The organism is Pseudoneobacillus rhizosphaerae (assembly GCF_917563885.1).
Taxonomy (GTDB): domain Bacteria; phylum Bacillota; class Bacilli; order Bacillales; family Cytobacillaceae; genus Pseudoneobacillus; species Pseudoneobacillus rhizosphaerae.
Genome location: NZ_CAKJTG010000011.1, coordinates 1 through 17,062, shown reverse-complemented (window position 1 = coordinate 17,062; position 17,062 = coordinate 1). Strand labels below are relative to the sequence as shown.

General features: G+C 36.4%; 17 protein-coding genes and 1 pseudogene. 7 read left to right on the top strand and 11 right to left on the bottom strand.

What is annotated here, in order from left to right; genetic code table 11:
* Window positions 1-90: 90 nt before the first annotated feature.
* Together LRP83_RS11345 and rluF are read right to left on the bottom strand one after the other, a co-directional pair.
* On the bottom strand, window positions 91-717 hold the full coding sequence (locus LRP83_RS11345; RefSeq protein WP_230496805.1) for a LysE family transporter: 627 nt from the start codon (window positions 715-717) through the stop codon (window positions 91-93).
* Window positions 718-958: 241 nt separating this feature from the next.
* The gene (rluF, locus tag LRP83_RS11340) at window positions 959-1,660 is read right to left on the bottom strand and encodes a 23S rRNA pseudouridine(2604) synthase RluF (protein WP_230496804.1); all 702 of its coding nucleotides are present in this window, start codon (window positions 1,658-1,660) and stop codon (window positions 959-961) included.
* 364 nt (window positions 1,661-2,024) lie between these two features.
* On the opposite strand from rluF, the gene bcaP reads away from it, so the two are divergent.
* The gene (gene bcaP, locus LRP83_RS11335; RefSeq protein ID WP_230496803.1) at window positions 2,025-3,440 is read left to right on the top strand and encodes a branched-chain amino acid transporter BcaP; all 1,416 of its coding nucleotides are present in this window, start codon (window positions 2,025-2,027) and stop codon (window positions 3,438-3,440) included.
* A gap of 62 nt (window positions 3,441-3,502) precedes the next feature.
* Here the strand turns inward: bcaP and LRP83_RS11330 are convergent, their stop codons facing one another.
* Window positions 3,503-4,549 (bottom strand): NAD-dependent epimerase/dehydratase family protein, encoded by a 1,047-nt coding sequence (locus LRP83_RS11330; RefSeq protein WP_230496802.1) that lies wholly within the window; start codon window positions 4,547-4,549, stop codon window positions 3,503-3,505.
* 165 nt (window positions 4,550-4,714) lie between these two features.
* Between LRP83_RS11330 and LRP83_RS11325 the strand changes: the two genes are divergently transcribed.
* Window positions 4,715-5,347 (top strand): LysE family transporter, encoded by a 633-nt coding sequence (locus LRP83_RS11325; RefSeq protein WP_230496801.1) that lies wholly within the window; start codon window positions 4,715-4,717, stop codon window positions 5,345-5,347.
* Between the two features lie 37 nt (window positions 5,348-5,384).
* Here LRP83_RS11325 and LRP83_RS11320 read toward each other — a convergent pair whose 3' ends face one another.
* Window positions 5,385-6,746, bottom strand: a complete 1,362-nt coding sequence (locus LRP83_RS11320) for an amino acid permease (protein WP_230496800.1) — start codon at window positions 6,744-6,746, stop codon at window positions 5,385-5,387.
* A gap of 141 nt (window positions 6,747-6,887) precedes the next feature.
* On the opposite strand from LRP83_RS11320, the gene asnA reads away from it, so the two are divergent.
* On the top strand, window positions 6,888-7,901 hold the full coding sequence (gene asnA / locus LRP83_RS11315; RefSeq protein ID WP_230496799.1) for an aspartate--ammonia ligase: 1,014 nt from the start codon (window positions 6,888-6,890) through the stop codon (window positions 7,899-7,901).
* Between the two features lie 40 nt (window positions 7,902-7,941).
* Here the strand turns inward: asnA and LRP83_RS11310 are convergent, their stop codons facing one another.
* Window positions 7,942-8,265, bottom strand: a complete 324-nt coding sequence (locus LRP83_RS11310) for a hypothetical protein (protein ID WP_230496798.1) — start codon at window positions 8,263-8,265, stop codon at window positions 7,942-7,944.
* A gap of 318 nt (window positions 8,266-8,583) precedes the next feature.
* On the opposite strand from LRP83_RS11310, the gene LRP83_RS11305 reads away from it, so the two are divergent.
* Entirely contained in the window at window positions 8,584-8,733 is a 150-nt protein-coding gene (locus LRP83_RS11305) for a hypothetical protein (protein ID WP_230496797.1), read from the top strand.
* A 147-nt stretch (window positions 8,734-8,880) separates the two neighbouring features.
* Here the strand turns inward: LRP83_RS11305 and hemG are convergent, their stop codons facing one another.
* The 4 genes from hemG to LRP83_RS11285 all read right to left on the bottom strand — a co-directional run bounded on the left by hemG (window position 8,881) and on the right by LRP83_RS11285 (window position 12,671).
* On the bottom strand, window positions 8,881-10,263 hold the full coding sequence (hemG, locus tag LRP83_RS11300) for a protoporphyrinogen oxidase (protein ID WP_230496796.1): 1,383 nt from the start codon (window positions 10,261-10,263) through the stop codon (window positions 8,881-8,883).
* A gap of 131 nt (window positions 10,264-10,394) precedes the next feature.
* Entirely contained in the window at window positions 10,395-11,204 is an 810-nt protein-coding gene (locus LRP83_RS11295) for a formate/nitrite transporter family protein (RefSeq protein ID WP_230496795.1), read from the bottom strand.
* Window positions 11,205-11,397: 193 nt separating this feature from the next.
* Window positions 11,398-11,685, bottom strand: coding sequence for an alpha-helical endospore appendage domain-containing protein (locus LRP83_RS11290; protein WP_230496794.1), 288 nt, complete (start codon window positions 11,683-11,685; stop codon window positions 11,398-11,400).
* 266 nt (window positions 11,686-11,951) lie between these two features.
* Entirely contained in the window at window positions 11,952-12,671 is a 720-nt protein-coding gene (locus tag LRP83_RS11285) for a YebC/PmpR family DNA-binding transcriptional regulator (RefSeq protein WP_230496793.1), read from the bottom strand.
* A gap of 245 nt (window positions 12,672-12,916) precedes the next feature.
* Here LRP83_RS11285 and LRP83_RS11280 point away from each other — a divergent pair, with 245 nt between their 5' ends.
* On the top strand, window positions 12,917-13,099 hold the full coding sequence (locus tag LRP83_RS11280; protein WP_230496792.1) for a hypothetical protein: 183 nt from the start codon (window positions 12,917-12,919) through the stop codon (window positions 13,097-13,099).
* A 9-nt stretch (window positions 13,100-13,108) separates the two neighbouring features.
* Here LRP83_RS11280 and LRP83_RS11275 read toward each other — a convergent pair whose 3' ends face one another.
* The gene (locus LRP83_RS11275) at window positions 13,109-14,044 is read right to left on the bottom strand and encodes a hypothetical protein (RefSeq protein WP_230496791.1); all 936 of its coding nucleotides are present in this window, start codon (window positions 14,042-14,044) and stop codon (window positions 13,109-13,111) included.
* 258 nt (window positions 14,045-14,302) lie between these two features.
* Window positions 14,303-15,160, bottom strand: a complete 858-nt coding sequence (locus LRP83_RS11270; protein ID WP_230496790.1) for a manganese catalase family protein — start codon at window positions 15,158-15,160, stop codon at window positions 14,303-14,305.
* Window positions 15,161-15,361: 201 nt separating this feature from the next.
* Between LRP83_RS11270 and LRP83_RS11265 the strand changes: the two genes are divergently transcribed.
* Together LRP83_RS11265 and LRP83_RS11260 are read left to right on the top strand one after the other, a co-directional pair.
* A complete protein-coding gene (locus tag LRP83_RS11265; RefSeq protein ID WP_230496789.1) occupies window positions 15,362-15,517 on the top strand; it encodes a hypothetical protein in 156 nt (51 codons plus the stop codon).
* 343 nt (window positions 15,518-15,860) lie between these two features.
* Window positions 15,861-17,062: pseudogene (locus LRP83_RS11260) on the top strand (dihydroorotate dehydrogenase); the annotation flags it as partial.

Below are 17,062 nucleotides of genomic sequence, written 5' to 3'. Positions count from 1 at the left end.
AACCTCCCTCTTCATTCTCAATACATACTATTCAGGGTAGGTGAAATGTGCGAATATCTATAGGCAAAATGGGCTTAAAAAAATTGGTTACTAAAAGAATAGAATTTTTATCGCCTCGAATCCAAAATAGAAACCAAAGCCAATCAAGGATATACCTGAAATAACAGAAATGAATGTGATCATTTTATTTGTAAACAAATTCTTAAAGCTACTAGAGATTCCAGCCATCGTAACATCCCATATTAATAAACCTATAAAAATAGCTAGACTGTACAATATGAGTTGTTCTTGACTAGAAGTGGCTGCGGTTTTTGCTAAAACTGAACCGTAAATTCCCAACCAAAATAAAATCGTTAATGGATTTGAAATGGAAATAAAAAAGCCAGACAAAAAAGACTTATGTAGAGGTTCCCGAGCTCTGCTTGTTTTAGACATTTGTGGCCTAGAACTCACAATGCTCTCGACCCCAGTATAAATTAAAACAAAGCTTCCAAATAACCAAAGGAAGGTTTGCATAAAGGATGTTTCTACAAATTTCACAACTCCTATGTAGACAGCAACCATATAAATACCATCGGCAACAAATGCTCCTACTCCAACAAGCCAGGATGATAAGAAACCATATTTGATTCCTTTGTCTAACTGTGCAGCATTTACTGGACCTATGGGAGCTGCTAAAGATAATCCTAATAACACGTAACTGAGAAATACAGCCACTCTTGACCACTCCTTACTAAAATAAATATGCCTGTCTTAAAAACGTATTCAGTAAGAAGGAATTGTACAACCATTAATGCGAAAAATAAAACAAGGATATTAAAGGAATAATATGGTTTACAAAAAAGAATTCATCTTTCCATCTAACAATTAAGAAATCTCTCAAAAAAATAAAAACTCTTACAATAAATGAAAAAAAGGTACAAGCCTGTCCCCAAATGAAGGAACACACTCGTACCGTTTATACTGGTTGATAATCCAAAATAGAAAATAACTCATTTCTTTCCTGATCTGATAAATCTCGCCACTGTCCAATTGGTAAATTACCCAAATGGATATTCATGATTCGAATCCGTTCTAATTTGACGACACGATACCCAAACGCCTTACACATTCTCCGTATTTGACGATTAAGACCTTGAGTTAAAATTATTTTGAAGGTGCGATCATTTATCCGTGTTACTTTACATTTCTTTGTCATTACCCCCAGGATCTCAACCCCATTAGACATTCCTCTTATAAATGCTTGATTAATTGGTTTGTCTACCGTCACAATATATTCTTTTTCGTGCCCGAATTCAGCTCTTAAAATTTTATTAACAATATCACCATCATTCGTTAATAAAATTAGCCCTTGGGAATCTTTATCTAGACGACCAATTGGAAAAACTCGCTCATGGTGGTTTACAAAGTCAACCATATTTCCTTTAACTTGTCTTTCGGAAGTAGACGTTATTCCTACCGGCTTATTTAAAGCTATATAAACTGATTTCGGTTTAGTTTTAATCGGTTTTCCATCTATTAAAATTAGATCCCCAGGTTGAACTCGGCTACCATGCTCACAAATGACACCGTTAATGGTTATTCTTTTGGCCTCAACTAACTTGTCCGTTTCTCGTCTGGAACAATAGCCCGTTTCAGCCACATATTTGTTTATTCTCATTTTAAATCCTCTTTTCCATTCACACCAGTATTATATTCCTTTAATCTAACTAAAACAGCTTAGTCAGTCAAGACGAGCAGCGAATTCCACCTAAATCGCATAAGTTTTGCTTTCTCTTCAAAGTATTTTTTCATCCATGAATGACAATATTAAAAAAATAAATACTTTATTAAAATAACAAATCAACCACTTAACAAATAGGTATAGTGAGTTTTAATCCAAAAAACTACTATTTTTAAAATAATAATATGCTATTAATCCCAATTATAAAAAAATTGAATTTTTTTATTTACATACTATTCTGTTCGATGTATTATTCCAATACAAGATTCGACAAATTTATTATATAAATGAGGATTAGTTGATGAGCATATTTAGAAAAAAGTCTATAACAGCCATGCTTTTAGAATCTGAAAGAAAAGGCCTATCCTTAAAGAAAGATCTTAGTGCTTTTGATTTAACAATGCTTGGGATAGGAGCCATTGTCGGTACTGGAATCTTCGTTCTAACAGGTGTTGCGGCCAGCACACACGCTGGCCCAGCCCTTATTATCTCCTTTATATTATCTGGTCTTGCCTGTGTATTTGCAGCACTTTGTTACGCGGAGTTCGCTTCATCTGTTCCAGTTTCCGGAAGTGCCTATACATACAGCTATGCTACCTTTGGTGAGCTCATAGCTTGGGTATTAGGATGGGATTTAATTTTAGAATATGGAGTAGCTTCATCGGCTGTAGCCTCAGGTTGGTCTGGCTACTTTCAAGGTTTATTAGGTGGATTTGGTATTCATTTGCCAAAGGCTTTGACTAGCGCCTATAATCCAGCAGATGGAACTTTTATTGATTTACCTGCAATACTTATAATTTTATTTATCACCTTCCTATTAACACAAGGTATAAAAAAGTCTGCTAAATTTAACACAATTATGGTAATCATTAAAATTGCCGTTGTACTATTATTTATTGCCGTTGGAGTTTGGTATGTGGAACCATCCAACTGGACGCCGTTTATGCCTTTTGGATTCGACGGAGTTACTACGGGGGCAGCCACAGTATTTTTTGCATACATTGGATTTGATGCAGTTTCAACCGCTGCTGAAGAAGTTAAAAATCCAAAAAGAGACATGCCTATCGGAATTATTGCATCACTAGCAGTTTGTACTGTCCTTTACATCGTTGTTTCAGCCATCTTAACTGGAATTGTACCTTACACTGAATTAAACGTTAAAAACCCTGTAGCATTTGCCCTAAACTATATCAATCAGGACTGGGTAGCAGGGTTCATCTCATTAGGGGCTATTACAGGTATTACGACTGTGTTATTAGTTATGATGTATGGTCAAACTCGATTATTTTTTGCCATCAGCCGTGATGGTTTATTGCCAAAGGTATTTTCTAAAGTAAATAAGAAAACACAAACGCCAATGGTTAATACATGGGTTATAGGTTTGATGGTGGCAATCTTTGCAGGTGTCATTCCATTAGGGAAACTGGCGGAACTTACAAATATCGGAACACTCTTTGCTTTTATCGTTGTTTCATTAGGTGTGTTAGTTTTAAGAAAAACTCAACCAAATTTAAAGCGTGCATTTAAAGTGCCTTTTGTTCCATTGATTCCTATTTTAGCCATCCTATTTTGTGGATATTTAGCATTACGACTTCCAGCTACAACTTGGACTACATTTGCGATTTGGATCGCAATAGGACTTGTAGTCTACATCCTATATGGTCGTCGAAATAGTAAATTAAATAATCCAGAAGAAAACGAAAATCATTCTGCTTAAATAAAGATAAAAGGCCAGGTATCTGACTTTCCTAAGAAGTTCTGATCCCTAGCCTTTTTTGTTTATTTCTCTTCTACAATAGTCTTCGATGACCATTTTTCTAATAGTAAACTTTCCTTCTCCCTACTCATCCCTGCCTTCATTGCTTGTGAACTGCTGTTCTTTTGATACCACTTCAAAGTATCGATAGCTGTTTCTTCGACAGAACGAAACGTTAATCCTTGAGATTGTGCCCTATCGGTGTTCGTCGCCAACAATCCACTCATATTTTTTCCGTCTGCTAAAGGTTTTTCTTCGGGTATCCATAATGGCAATTCCATCCACGGTCCTACTTCATTTTCTAATAAAAACTCATCATCTATCCACACAAATTCTGCGTCACTACCTAGACTATGTTTTATAGCATTTAACATCGATTTCATCGTTAGTTCCTTATCAATTCCAGTGGCATTAAAAATACCTAATCCCTTCCTCTCCACCATATGAATTGTCCATTTTGCTAAATCCCTAACGTCAATAAATTGAACCATTCGATCTGGGTCCCCCGGTGCTAATACTTCGCCACCCTCGTTTACACGATTCACCCAATACGTGAAATGGTCAGTTCCATCGTATGGCCCTACGATTAATCCTGGGCGGATAATTAAACTTTTATTAGCTATTGATTTTAATAATTCTTGTTCACATAAAGCCTTCAATTCTCCATAATGACTCATAATAGCGGAATCATTATCCTTCGTTAATTCATCTGCTTCTTCCCTTGTCATAGATAAGAGTTCTGCATCCTCATTAAAATCCTTTTTAGAGAAATCCTTATAAACTGAAATGGTCGAAATGAAGACGTATTGTCCAATGTTTTCACCAAGAGCGTTTACTGATTTTTCAACAGATTGTGGTAAATAGCCACAAGTATCAATGACTGCATCCCACTTCCGATTTTTTAATAAGTCGATATCAATATTTCGGTTGCCGTGAATTTGCTCGACATGAAGAAATTCCTCTTTATTATTTCCTCTGTTAAATAAAGTAATTTCATGATTTCCTTTTAAGCCCTCTTCTACTAAAAATCTTCCTAAAAATTTGGTGCCGCCTATTATTAAGATTTTCATTTTGTCTCTCTCCCCCTTTATCAGTTACCATCCTAGTTTATATTCTAAATAATTTGAATATTACTTACAAATTTAAGAACAGCTATATTTAAAAATTTGTTTTATTTTAGGTTGCTTGTACATAAACTGTACAAGTTTCTACTTTTATCTTTGGGAGTGTTTTAATTGAGTGTAAGTGTCTTAATAAGTTATATTTTCTTGGGATTAACGTTAGCCGCTCCTATTGGCCCTGTAAATTCAGCCCGATTAGACAAAGGGATCAAAAACGGATTTTGGCACGCTTGGGTAGTTGGGGCTGGTTCGATGATTGCAGATGGGATTTTCATGCTTGTTGTTTATCTAGGCTTAGTGAAATTTTTGGACATCCCTATCGTCCAAATCTTTTTATGGCTATTTGGTGGCTTTATTCTGATCTACTCAGGGGTCGAGAGTATTTTAAAAGCCAATATTATTACATTAACCTACAGCCGAAAAAAGGAATCGTTGATTAAATGTTTTTTCACAGGTTTTATTATGTCGATTACAAGTCCATTATCGGTATTATTTTGGTTAGGAATCTATGGATCTGTGTTGGCGAAAACAGCCTCATCATATGGAAGCACTCAATTAATCATTTACAGTAGTATGATTTTTCTTGGTCTGACCGTATGGGATATATTTGTCGCTTCTCTCACCACTGGCTTCCGAAGGTTTTTAAATCATAAAAGTCTAATGGCCATTTCGATTATCTCTGGTGCTTCACTAATTGGGTTTGGATTGTATTTTGGCTTTCAAGGCATTAAAGCCCTGTTTAGTTGAACATAAATAAAAAAACACCAAAATGGTGTTTTTTATTTTAACTTGATTGTGTTTTCCAAACCTTCTTTTGCATAATTAAAGCCACTATACCAATTATAATAGCGAACATTATACTTACAAAAAAGCCAAACCGGATACTCTTTTCCATTAATGTTCCACTTATCGCCGCAATAATCAAAGCTAACCCGATAAACGCAAGTAGCTTTCCCCATACCTTCACTTCCAATACTTTTAGGGCAGAGAAAATGATAAACGACCAATTAAATAGAATGAGTATACCTGCCGCAGTTGTGATGTACTCATAAATTTTCCCTGGTAGCAGTAAAGCAGTAATAATTGATGCCAATAGCCCCAAAGTGGCTAACCCCAATGAGGCGATGGGTAGCTCTTTCCACTTTTCCAGCTTTTTGGAAAACAACTTCGGGGCATCTCCACTTTCGGCTAACGTAACTAAGAGTGTTGTTACTCCAAAAAGAGACGCTGTCATCGTCGAAAACCCTGCAATAATGATGGCCCCATTAAATACGTGAGGAAAAAATGCTAAATTATATTTATCCATTGCTGTAACAAATCCACTTTCCTTCTCATCAAATGCACCATGAGCCACCATTGTCACAGCTAGTCCAAGAGAAATCACATAAATCACCACAAGCAAAATTAACATAATGATTCCTGCTTTTGGTGCATCCTCTTTCTTTTTTAAACGAGTCGCCATCAAACCAATGACTTCAATTCCTCCATAAGCATAAAAAGCATAAATAAGCGAAGCCCAAAATCCTTTAAATCCTTCTGGGAAAAGTTCCTTTGTTGAGTTTGGAATACCTGGATGTTTAGGGTCTCCATCGATCCAACCGAAAAGGGCAGCAGATGCAAGAATGATAAACATAAAAATAGCCGCTGTTTTTATGATAGCTAATAAATTTTCTACCTTATCGAAGCCACTTGTCCCTGTTAACACAACAATAATAGAAAGAATGGCATAAACCGCTGCAAATAGCCATAGAGGAACATTGGGAAACCAAAATCTAGATAGTATGGAAAGGGCTGTTAATTGACTACCCATAATCAAGATATTAGAACTCCAATAATTCCATCCGCAACTAAAGCCGGCCCAGCGTCCGAAAGCTTTGTTCGCATAATAACAAAAGGATCCATCCTGGGGATCTTCCGCTGTCATTTTGGCTAATAAATTGTATACAATATACGTTCCAATCGCTGCAAATATGAAAGAAAATACGATAGATGGTCCAGTAATTTTTATCCCAATCGTTGATCCGAGAAAGTATCCAGTTCCAATCGTACATCCAACACCAATTAAGGACAATTGCCACCAATTTAAATTTGCATTTTCACTATCCTTACCTTTTCCTGTTCCTACCCCTGGATTGAAAAAATCCATGCAATCACTCCTCCATCAAGTATTATCATTGGATTTTATGGTGCTTATTATGTACTTCAAAAAAAGGATACTGGAACATCACGAGTAAAAATTTCATAAATTAGTTTTGTTAGTTTGTCATTTCAACTGGAGGCTGAATCAATGCTAAACAAAACCGTCATTCCTATCGGGTACAAGTCAATTCTTGATTTAAAACAAACAGAAATTGCCATTAAAATCATTAAAGATCAGTTTGAGAATAACTTGTCTAAAGCATTAAATTTAATAAGGGTTTCGGCTCCTCTATTTGTTAAAGGGGGAACAGGAATTAATGATAATTTAAATGGAGTTGAACGGATTGTTTCATTTGATGCATTAGATATTAAAAATGAAACAATAGAAGTTGTTCAATCTTTAGCAAAATGGAAGCGTATGGCCTTAGCAAGATATGGCTATTCAGCCGGTGAAGGTCTCTACACAGATATGAATGCTATAAGAAGGGACGAAACACTCGATAATCTTCATTCCATCTATGTTGATCAATGGGATTGGGAAAAAATCATTACTTTGGAGAAAAGGAACTTAAAAACTCTTCAAAAAGAAGTTCTGAAAATATACTCTGCTTTGAAAATAACGGAACAATATTTATCCTATCAAAACGAAAAACTTCAACCTATTTTACCTGAAACAATTCATTTTATTTCAACCCAAGAATTAGAAGACCACTATCCTACTCTTACGCCAAAAGAAAGGGAAGATAAAATTACTAAAGAGCTTGGCGCAGTTTTTCTTATGCAAATTGGTGGTAAGCTTCGTTCTGGTGTTAAACATGATGAGCGTTCACCTGATTACGATGATTGGGAGTTAAACGGGGATTTACTATTGTGGTACCCGGTTTTGGAAAAGTCTTTCGAAATTTCATCGATGGGAATAAGAGTTGATAAAAAGTCACTTTTAAAACAATTAAAAGTCACTCAAAATTTCGATCGCAAGGATTTGGAATATCACAAAGCAATTTTGGATGGAAATCTTCCTTATACTATTGGGGGTGGGATAGGGCAATCAAGATTATGCATGTTTTTCCTAAAAAAGGCTCATATAGGAGAAGTACAGGTTTCTGTTTGGAATGACCAAATTAAAAATGAATGTTTGGAAAACAATATCCTCCTTTTGTAAGCTATTTAAGAAGCCGAAGCCCTGTTATAGGGCTTCGGCTTTACGATTTCTCTGCTGGGGGCATGGACCGATACAATTGTGTATTCATACTTCCTTGTACAATATTCTCAATAAAAAATTCCTCGATTAACGTTTTATACTCTTCATCGTCAAACATTTTCTTATTTTGCAATTCCATCTCTGCTAATCCCTCATACGTAGCAAGAAGGGCGTATGTATGATCCTCACCAGAAATTGGTGCTAAAATCTCTACCTTATGATCATACTTTTCATTTCGGAAACATTGTAATGCCTTTAAATTCTTAATACCCTCACCAAATTTATCCTGTTTAATTTGAAATGTTTGGTATACAAAAACAGACATTTTCCCCCTCCTAAATAATACAATCGACAAAGATTAGAATTTCCTTTTTGTTGGAACATTATACGGAAGTTTTTCGTAACAATATAAACATACTATCGGTACATTTTGTGAAAAATAAAAGGGACCAAAAATAATGAGTAGAATTAAGTGGTCAAAAAACAAGATGGTGTGCTCTCAAGTTATCCGGTAGGAGCAAAGCTAATGAAAAAGGTAAATTACAATTAATTTGCACATTAACTCTTTATACCATATAGGATTAATGCCAAGAAAAATAAGGACAAGAAATAACTAAGTCAGGTAGATAGGGGTGAACAAATAATGAAAAAGAAGACTCTAATTGCTATCTTAGTTGGTGCTTTTTCTCTTTCTGTACTAAGTGCTTGTAACAATGAAGGCGACCAAGAAACGGAGGAAAAACAGATCCAATCTGATAATATGGGTGGTAATAATAGCTCTGGTGGGTCGTAAACATATTAAAGGTAGTCCAGCTTATCGGCTGGACTTTTCAATTTCAACTTGATAAAAAATTGGCATTCATCGCGTTTACCGTTTACCCCTTTTTCACAGTTTCCTCCACACGCAGGTCCACCTCCCGGCGTGCACTCCACTTAGCGTTCAAAGTTTCTCAATAATCTTCCTAGCCGTTCTTACCCCATTCTCAATACAATCAGGAATTCCAACACCATAATAGGAGCAACCGGCTAGTAAAATCCCTGGGTAACTTTCCTTTAGCTTGTTTTCGAGGGCTTGGACCGTTTTCGGATGGGTTATTAAATAATTAGGCATACTATCGTTCCACTTAGTCATCTTACTGACAACAGGTTCTGATGTAATCCCTAGGCTCTCTGCAATATCCTGCATTGCGACTTCCAGTAGTTCCTCCTCACTCATCCCTTCTAACTCAACAAATGAGGGGTGGCTACTTTTATAAAAAAGTCTCACAAGTAAGTTTCCCTTAAAAGAGGTATGCTTCCATTTCCGACTTGTCCATGTACAGGCGTTACAAGCGAGTTCTTCGCTGGATGCTGTTATAAATCCGGTTCCATCCTCTGGAAGCTGCTCATCTGGTACATCGTAGCCTACATATATACTTATTAGTGAGCTATTTTTCAACTTACCAAACTCATTTTTAAGCTCTTGATTGCTAAATAGTACTTCTGCAGCTGTATGAGGTGTACTTAGCACCACATTATCACTCTCAATTATTTCTTGATTAGCTAAAACTACTTGATAATGTTCTCCAACTTTTTCAATGCTACTTACTCTTGTATTTTTATAGATTTCAACATCATCAAGTTTCATTTCATAAGCATTAATTAGAGTACTGAGTCCACTTCTAAATGAGAAGAACTTCTTTTCCCCGCCTTGGAATTTTTTCTTATTTGCTTCCAAGCCTTTAATGATGCTTCCATGTTCCTCCTTGTAATCAATTAAATATGGAAGTGTGGATGCAATCGTTAAATCGCTTAGCTTCCCGGAATAAACACCAGATAATACAGGGGCAATTTGTTTTTCCACCAATTCTTTTCCTAAAAAGTATTCAAGAAAGTCACCAATTGAATCGTTTTTTGTAAACTGATTATTTGACAAATATAAATCCTTTAGTGCCTCCACCTTACCTTCGGCAGAAACGAGTGTGCTTTTGGCTAACGATTCCACACTTGCCGGAATGCCAAAAACGGAGTCTGTTGGAATTGGCTTCAATTCTCCTTCCAAATAAATAAACGAAATACCCACGTCATTATAGACAACTTCACCTTCTAGCCCTAGTTCTTCAATAAAGGACATGCCCATTGCTTTTCGAGCAACAATCGAATCAGCTCCAGCCTCCATTACAAATCCATCTTGCTTTACGGTTCTAATTTTCCCGCCAAGTTCAGACGACGCTTCTACTAAAATTAATCTCACATCAGATTGATTTTCTTTTTTCCATTTATATACCTCATGCATGGCAGATAATCCGGTGACACCTCCACCAATAATTAGGACTGTTTTCATTCTATACACCTCAATAGTTAATCTTTTTGTATACTATCAAAGTTTACCATATCATTTCTTCCCCCTAGAGTACAAAAAAAGTACAGAGAGAAATCCTGTACTTTAAGAGATACCAAATTCGATATTTCTAACTATTTTGCAATCGGATGTGGAAATTTAGTCAACTTTGTTGGCCGATTTTTCTTATAAACATGCCAGTATGCCATGGCGATAAAGACGCTTCCACCGGCGGAATTCCCTAAGAAAACAGGGATGAAATTGCTTAAATAGGCTGTCCAGGTGAAATGACCAGCAAAAATGGCAGCTGGGATCACAAACATATTTGCAACGACATGTTGAAAGCCAATGGCGACAAAGGTCATGGTTGGAAACCAAATACCTGCTATTTTTCCAAAGGAATCATCTGATCCATAAGATAACCATACTGCTGCAGCTACTAACCAATTGCAGCCAATGCCAGATAGAAAAGCTTGAAGGAAGGTTGCTTCGAGCTTATGCTCGGCAATGCTAACCGTTTTCGTTAAGTAAACACCTGTTTCAGTCAAACCGACGATATGCCCGAAAAAGTAGGCAATAAATAGTGCTCCGACAAAATTACTAACTGTTACAAGTAGCCAATTAAGGGCCAATTGCTTCGTATTTATTTTGTTTGCCAACCGTGCTAAAGGAAGAGCCATCATATTTCCTGTTAGTAACTCACCACCTGCCAGTAGAGTTAAAATCAAACCGATTGGAAAAACAGATGCACTTATTAAACTACCCAATCCTTCGAGTTCACTTGATAAGGATGCTGTCACACGGATGGAGAGCAAATAACCGATAGCGATGAATGCCCCTGCCTGAAAGCCTAAAATGGCCGTTTGTCCATAGGAGTATTTAGCTTTTTTATGACCGTTTTCTATTGTAGTTTCCATTATTTTTTCTGGCTTACTGAATGCCATGCCCGAGGACCCCTTATACCATTTGTAATCAGTTGTATGTGAAGAAATTCACACAACTTGATATATTTATTCTAACACAATTAGCTCTGGCATTTTGTGAACATTGATTAACGTTTTTGATTAGAATTAATAGATTCTTGCAAATGCATAAAGAAAAAGACGATGTTTTAGAACATCGCCCAATCTAACTTATTTAGAATCCTCTTAAGGTTAAACCTGTTTGTAGATTAATGTTGATTTCGTTTTTTATACTACTGATTTGCCCTAGAACATTAGCAACTGAGTTATTTAATTGTGCTAATGCATCTAAGGCTTCAAGAGTATTTAGATCACTAGCAATTTTTTTTGCAGCTGTCACTTTGAGTGCTTCAGCCTCTATTAAGGCAGCAAGAGCATCCTCTATTCCAACCGATGATAAAATGATCTCAGCACCTAATGTATCGTTATTTGACGAACCCGTACTTTTTCTATCTGTAGACATCCCAATTCCTCCTGAATTTTGTTTTTAGTTTTCATACTACTCTACATTATGTAAATTAATTGTACATGATTGGGTAGATAACTATTTTTCAAAAAAATGCTAGACCTCTATCCATACCCTACAAATCTCTAATAAAATAAAAAAACCAAAGCAACAAGAGATGCCTTGGTTTATTTCCCTATTCGATTTCAATCGGAATAAGTTCCTTCACATGTTTTTCCCAAAAAGAATAAGCAGACCCAATTAAAGTGGTCTGCTCACAATTTTTATTCCCCTAAATCCACATTATGGTATACTCGTTGAACATCATCTAAATCTTCAATGGCATCAATCATTCTTTCGAACTTTGCTAATGCATCTTCAGGAAGTTCGATTTCATTTTGAGCTAACATTGTTAATTCAGCAACCGTAAATTCAGTTATTCCATGTTCTTTAAAGGCAGCTTGTACAGCATGGAATTGATCGGGTTCAGCATAAACGATTACCGATTCATCTTCTTCTAATATATCGCGTACCTCTACATCCGCTTCCATTAAAATTTCAAGCACTTCGTCAGCTGTTTTTCCTTCAAGGCCGATAACAGCTGTTGCATCAAACATATAAGCAACCGATCCACTTACACCCATGTTTCCACCGTTTTTACCAAATGCCGCACGTACATCTGATGCCGTACGATTCACGTTATTTGTTAATGCATCGACAATGACCATGGAGCCATTTGGTCCAAAGCCTTCATAACGAAGTTCGGAATAGCTTTCCTCTGATCCACCCTTAGCTTTTTCAATCGCACGGTCAATAATGTGTTTCGGTACATTATAGGTTTTTGCACGTTCTAATACGAATTTTAACGCTTGGTTTGATTCTGGATTTGGTTCACCAGACTTTGCAGCTACGTAAATCTCAACTCCAAATTTTGCATAGACGCGACTCGTATTTGCATCCTTTGAAGCTTTCTTTTCTTTAATATTGTTCCACTTACGTCCCATTATGAACACTCGCTTTCAACTTTCGAATCTAATGAATGAATCTACTTTTCAAAAAATTATATAACACCAAAATTGATTTTCCAATCATCCTTGATTGGCAATCAAACACCACATAGTATTATACCTCAATTCAAATATTGGGGAAATATTTTACTAATAAAAAAAACGGGATTCATAGTGGTACATTCTCTCTCATCCAGAATAATATTCCTTTATAAAGGAAAAATATGAAAGGTGTGTTGTATATGGTTATGTGGTTTTTTATTGTTTTCGTTCTAGTCATTTTGGGAATAGCCTTATTTATAGATTGGAAAAATAAGAAAACAAACAATAACCCTCACATTACGATTCATCCAGGTGCGAAACCAGGCGAAAGTTCCAACTATATGATGGGGGATAGTCCTAAGGATTCCGGCGGCGGATTGTAGAAGTGCGTTTTACTTTTTTAAACAGTCCTCAGGATCAATTTTGATGGATTCCCAATTTCCTTTGGGATCCTTTTTATATTGGGAAATCAAAACGTCTGTATCGTTCGTTAATTGATAAAAGACAAACCGATAATCATGTCCATCCGTCCCAATAAAATCAATCGTTTTTACATATCCCTCTTGTTTGGTCGGCAGCTTTTTTTTGATTAACTTACACCATTCCCCATACATAATACCAACAACCGCTTCGGCATCATGCTGCCAAAGGTGATAGGCCGCACAGAGGAAGTCTTCCCCATACCATTTCATATCGGAAATCTTATAAAGATTTTGCTCCTTTTGGAGAGTGACATAACCGTAGTAATAGGCAAAGTAAGTCACACCCTTGGACGAGCCCTCTATCGTTTCAAGCTCAACGAAATAATGAATTGTATCATTTCCATCAGAAAGCCTATTAAGTTTAATGAGATTGAGATGACCAACCCCTTCAAAAGATTGTAAATATTCGTTGTAGGAAATTTTATTTTGATATCCTTTTGTTAAAAAATTATAGGCAATTGGAAATGGCAGTTTGGACATCCCGACTGTTCCGCAGCCGCCCTGCTGGTTCATCGTCAAATTTTCTGCCTCTCTCAAAATACTAAAGTAGTTAAGAACGGTTTCATCTGGGGTGCGTAGTAAAATTGCCGGGAGTTTGTTTTCTTCGACTGTTTTATCAGAATAAGGGCTGAAGAATTGGTCGTTTTTTATCAAGTTGTTATTAATAGCTTGGAATGAAGGGCGAAAATGTTTTTCGTAATCTGTAGTTCTCTTTGATGATCCTAGGTTTCGCTCTACTGGTTCGCCGAAATGTTGTGGTTCGTATTTGGCTCCCATTAGTAGGGGTGGTGTTTTTGTGGAGATTTGGTTTATTGCTCGGTTGAATAATTTTTTTAAGGTAAACATAATATCCTTCCTTCGGTGTTTTGATTAATTTTTTTATGAAATCAATTGTAAATCGTGATATATCTTTAATAATCTCTCTTCATAGAATATATATGGAAATAGATAGAAAGTTGATAGTATAATTTATAAAATAAATGTGACAAAATAATAAGCAACAAATGTTCATGTAATACAAACAGCACCTTACCATCATCAGTGGTAGGTGCTGTATCTGCATTCAATAGACGATTTTACGGTACAGACAAATCAAAGAAGAATTTAATTATTCAAATCATAAAGCCCAGATGCGTGTTCATTTGGCATATCAGGCAGTTCAGGTACTGGATAACCTTTTGGAGGTTCAACAACGGCCAGTTCACCACCATTCCTGCTCGGTGTTGTCCCTTGAAAAATCTCACCTATCATAGTGGTATCAAGTCTAAAATTGAATTGTGCATTATGAAAACCCATCTCGACATATTTTCGGCATTCTGGGTATTTATTTAAATCATAGTTTGGAACTGGGAATAATTTCCCCCAATTTACACCCAATGTTTCTAAAGCTTTTGCAAACGCATTTTGGTGGGCATTATCACGAACAATTAAAAAGGCAATTGTCTCTCGAAGTGCTTTATTGCTGCTCATTTCGTAAATTCTGGACTTTTGAAGGACACCCGTTGATTCGAGCATGAGGTTATTTAATAAATTAGCTACTAAGTTTCCATGGTCATATACCCAAGACCCATTCCAGGGGTTTCCAGCTGCATCTTCTGGAAGAGATGCCTTGGCGCCCATAATAAAATGATGAGGGTTGGCACCACCTTGGATAACATCATCTAACGGAGCACCATCCTCTGACTCGTTTCCCGGCATACTTCCCCCAGCTTCATTTAATAACTGGTTGATTGTTGTTTGGACAAGTTCAACATGGCTTAGCTCCTCTAAAAAAATTCCTCTAATCAAGTCGCGATAGGGCTTTGCTTTGCCCCTAAAATTTGCGCTTTGAAATGAAAATTGCATCATTGTTCTCATCTCACCAAATTGACCACCGAGTGCTTCTTGCAATACTTTTGCAGCATGTGGGTCTGGTTTATCAGGTACAATCATATTTATTAAATCTTCTCTATAAAAGTACATGGAATCTCAGTCTCCTTTATTGTCTAATCAAACATATAATGCCAATCTATTAGGTATTTATACACAAAAGAAGGGACACAGTTTAAACTTCACCCCAAATCAATTGGGGAGGCAGTTATATTAAGCAAAACTACCATGTAAAGCTCTTATCCTCTACGCCAATGTGCTAAAATAAAATTAAAAAGTAGAAAGGTGATTTTGATGCCAGATTGGTCTTACCATACTTTATTCAAGCCTGTTCTACACAAGTTAACACCTACCATTAGTCGAGAGTTTATACATCGTGGAATGAGCACGTTAGCCTCTACATCAATAGGTGAAAAGTTGATTGAGTTTCTTGGTCATATGTCACCTTAAAATCAGATACAGAAACACTTATTTAACAGTCAATTTTCTTTCCCGGTAGGAATAAGTGGAAGAATTGACCCGCAATTATCTGGAATAAAGGCATTTCAGAACCTGGGTTTTGGTTTTGTTGAGATTGGACCTGTTTCGGTTCATGGTTCAATTGGAAATAGTGCAGTTTCTATTAACCCAAAGCTGGAACAGATTTCTGGAGATTATGGCTCATCTATAAAACTTTCGAAAGCAAAGGTGATACTAAATTCACTGCAAAAAAAGAAAGTCCCATTTTTTATTAGAGTTGAGGGAACTTTACATGAAATTAAGGATATTTGTGAAGAACTTTTTCCTTATAGTGATGGATTTATTTTGGAAAGCAATACTTTCAAATCAACTACTCAAAATAGACGAGTTTCGAAATCGGATTACTAAACCAATTATATTATCTTGTTCAGCTGATGATATGTCTGATGTTGAGATAATTAGTCAATTTAAACCAGACGGAATTCACCTTGAGGGAAACGATTCACCTGAGATCCTCACTAATAAGCTTGTAGCGATTAGAAATTTAGTTAAGGAGGAAGTACCTATTATTACTACGGGAGGAATAAAGGAGCCTTCAGACGCCCTTCGATTACTCGATAACGGAGCTTCACTAATCATGTTAGACTTTGATTACGTATTTTCCGGCCCTGGTCTACCTAAGCGTATTAATGAGGTATACAGCAATCGGTATACAAAGAAATTAAGCTTTAGTGAAGGGTGGGTTTGGTATTGGTTGTTTGGTCTGGCCATTACTGTCGCTGGACTCATAGCCATGTTTTTTAGTATGACATCGGTTATACTTCCGTACGATGAATCCTTTTTAGGTGTCTTTAGAAAAGATATTTTATATTTTAACCCCTACATTCTGTACTTTATGGCACATGACCGGATGACACTTTCGGGAACGATGATATCTGGTGGAATTATTTGTATGCAGCTAGCCAGATATGGAATTAGATATAGGCTGCATTGGGCAAGGAAAGCGGTTAATGTAGCAGGAACTATTGGTTTCCTTGGCATTTTATTATTTATCGGATACGGGTATTTTGATTGGCTTCATGGTTTGTTTTGGATGATCTTATTACCATTATTCATTTTAGGAATTGTAAAATCGAAAAATGCAACTGAATCACCCACCAGTACAAATCTTTTTAATCATCAAGCCTGGAAGTTAAGCTTATATGGACAACTTTCTTTTATTATATTGGGAGCTTCATTAGCAGTTGGCGGAGTGGTAATCTCGTCTATTGGAGCAACCAGTGTATTTGTACCAACAGATATTTCCTACTTATGTATGACTCCAGAGGCATTAAATGAATTTAATGAACGATTAATACCGGTTATTGCCCATGACCATGCAGGGTTTGGAAGTGCTCTTTTAAGTGTTGGTTTGTTAGTATTGATGCTTGCGTTATGGGGAATTCGTGAGGGAGAACGTTGGGTTTGGTGGACCTTCACAATCGGTGCCATTCCTGCTTTTGCAGCAGGGATAGCGACCCATTATTTCATTGGATA

Bases quoted from the DNA above. Each gene is read 5' to 3' on its own strand.
- LRP83_RS11265 (WP_230496789.1), top strand. From the start codon at position 15,362: ATGCCAGATTGGTCTTACCATACTTTATTCAAGCCTGTTCTACACAAG.
- bcaP (WP_230496803.1), top strand. From the start codon at position 2,025: ATGAGCATATTTAGAAAAAAGTCTATAACAGCCATGCTTTTAGAATCT.
- asnA (WP_230496799.1), top strand. From the start codon at position 6,888: ATGCTAAACAAAACCGTCATTCCTATCGGGTACAAGTCAATTCTTGAT.
- LRP83_RS11295 (WP_230496795.1), bottom strand. From the start codon at position 11,204: ATGGCATTCAGTAAGCCAGAAAAAATAATGGAAACTACAATAGAAAAC.
- LRP83_RS11330 (WP_230496802.1), bottom strand. From the start codon at position 4,549: ATGAAAATCTTAATAATAGGCGGCACCAAATTTTTAGGAAGATTTTTA.
- LRP83_RS11275 (WP_230496791.1), bottom strand. From the start codon at position 14,044: ATGTTTACCTTAAAAAAATTATTCAACCGAGCAATAAACCAAATCTCC.
- LRP83_RS11280 (WP_230496792.1), top strand. From the start codon at position 12,917: ATGGTTATGTGGTTTTTTATTGTTTTCGTTCTAGTCATTTTGGGAATA.
- LRP83_RS11270 (WP_230496790.1), bottom strand. From the start codon at position 15,160: ATGTACTTTTATAGAGAAGATTTAATAAATATGATTGTACCTGATAAA.
- hemG (WP_230496796.1), bottom strand. From the start codon at position 10,263: ATGAAAACAGTCCTAATTATTGGTGGAGGTGTCACCGGATTATCTGCC.
- LRP83_RS11310 (WP_230496798.1), bottom strand. From the start codon at position 8,265: ATGTCTGTTTTTGTATACCAAACATTTCAAATTAAACAGGATAAATTT.
- LRP83_RS11290 (WP_230496794.1), bottom strand. From the start codon at position 11,685: ATGTCTACAGATAGAAAAAGTACGGGTTCGTCAAATAACGATACATTA.
- LRP83_RS11320 (WP_230496800.1), bottom strand. From the start codon at position 6,746: ATGGATTTTTTCAATCCAGGGGTAGGAACAGGAAAAGGTAAGGATAGT.
- rluF (WP_230496804.1), bottom strand. From the start codon at position 1,660: ATGAGAATAAACAAATATGTGGCTGAAACGGGCTATTGTTCCAGACGA.
- LRP83_RS11285 (WP_230496793.1), bottom strand. From the start codon at position 12,671: ATGGGACGTAAGTGGAACAATATTAAAGAAAAGAAAGCTTCAAAGGAT.
- LRP83_RS11305 (WP_230496797.1), top strand. From the start codon at position 8,584: ATGAAAAAGAAGACTCTAATTGCTATCTTAGTTGGTGCTTTTTCTCTT.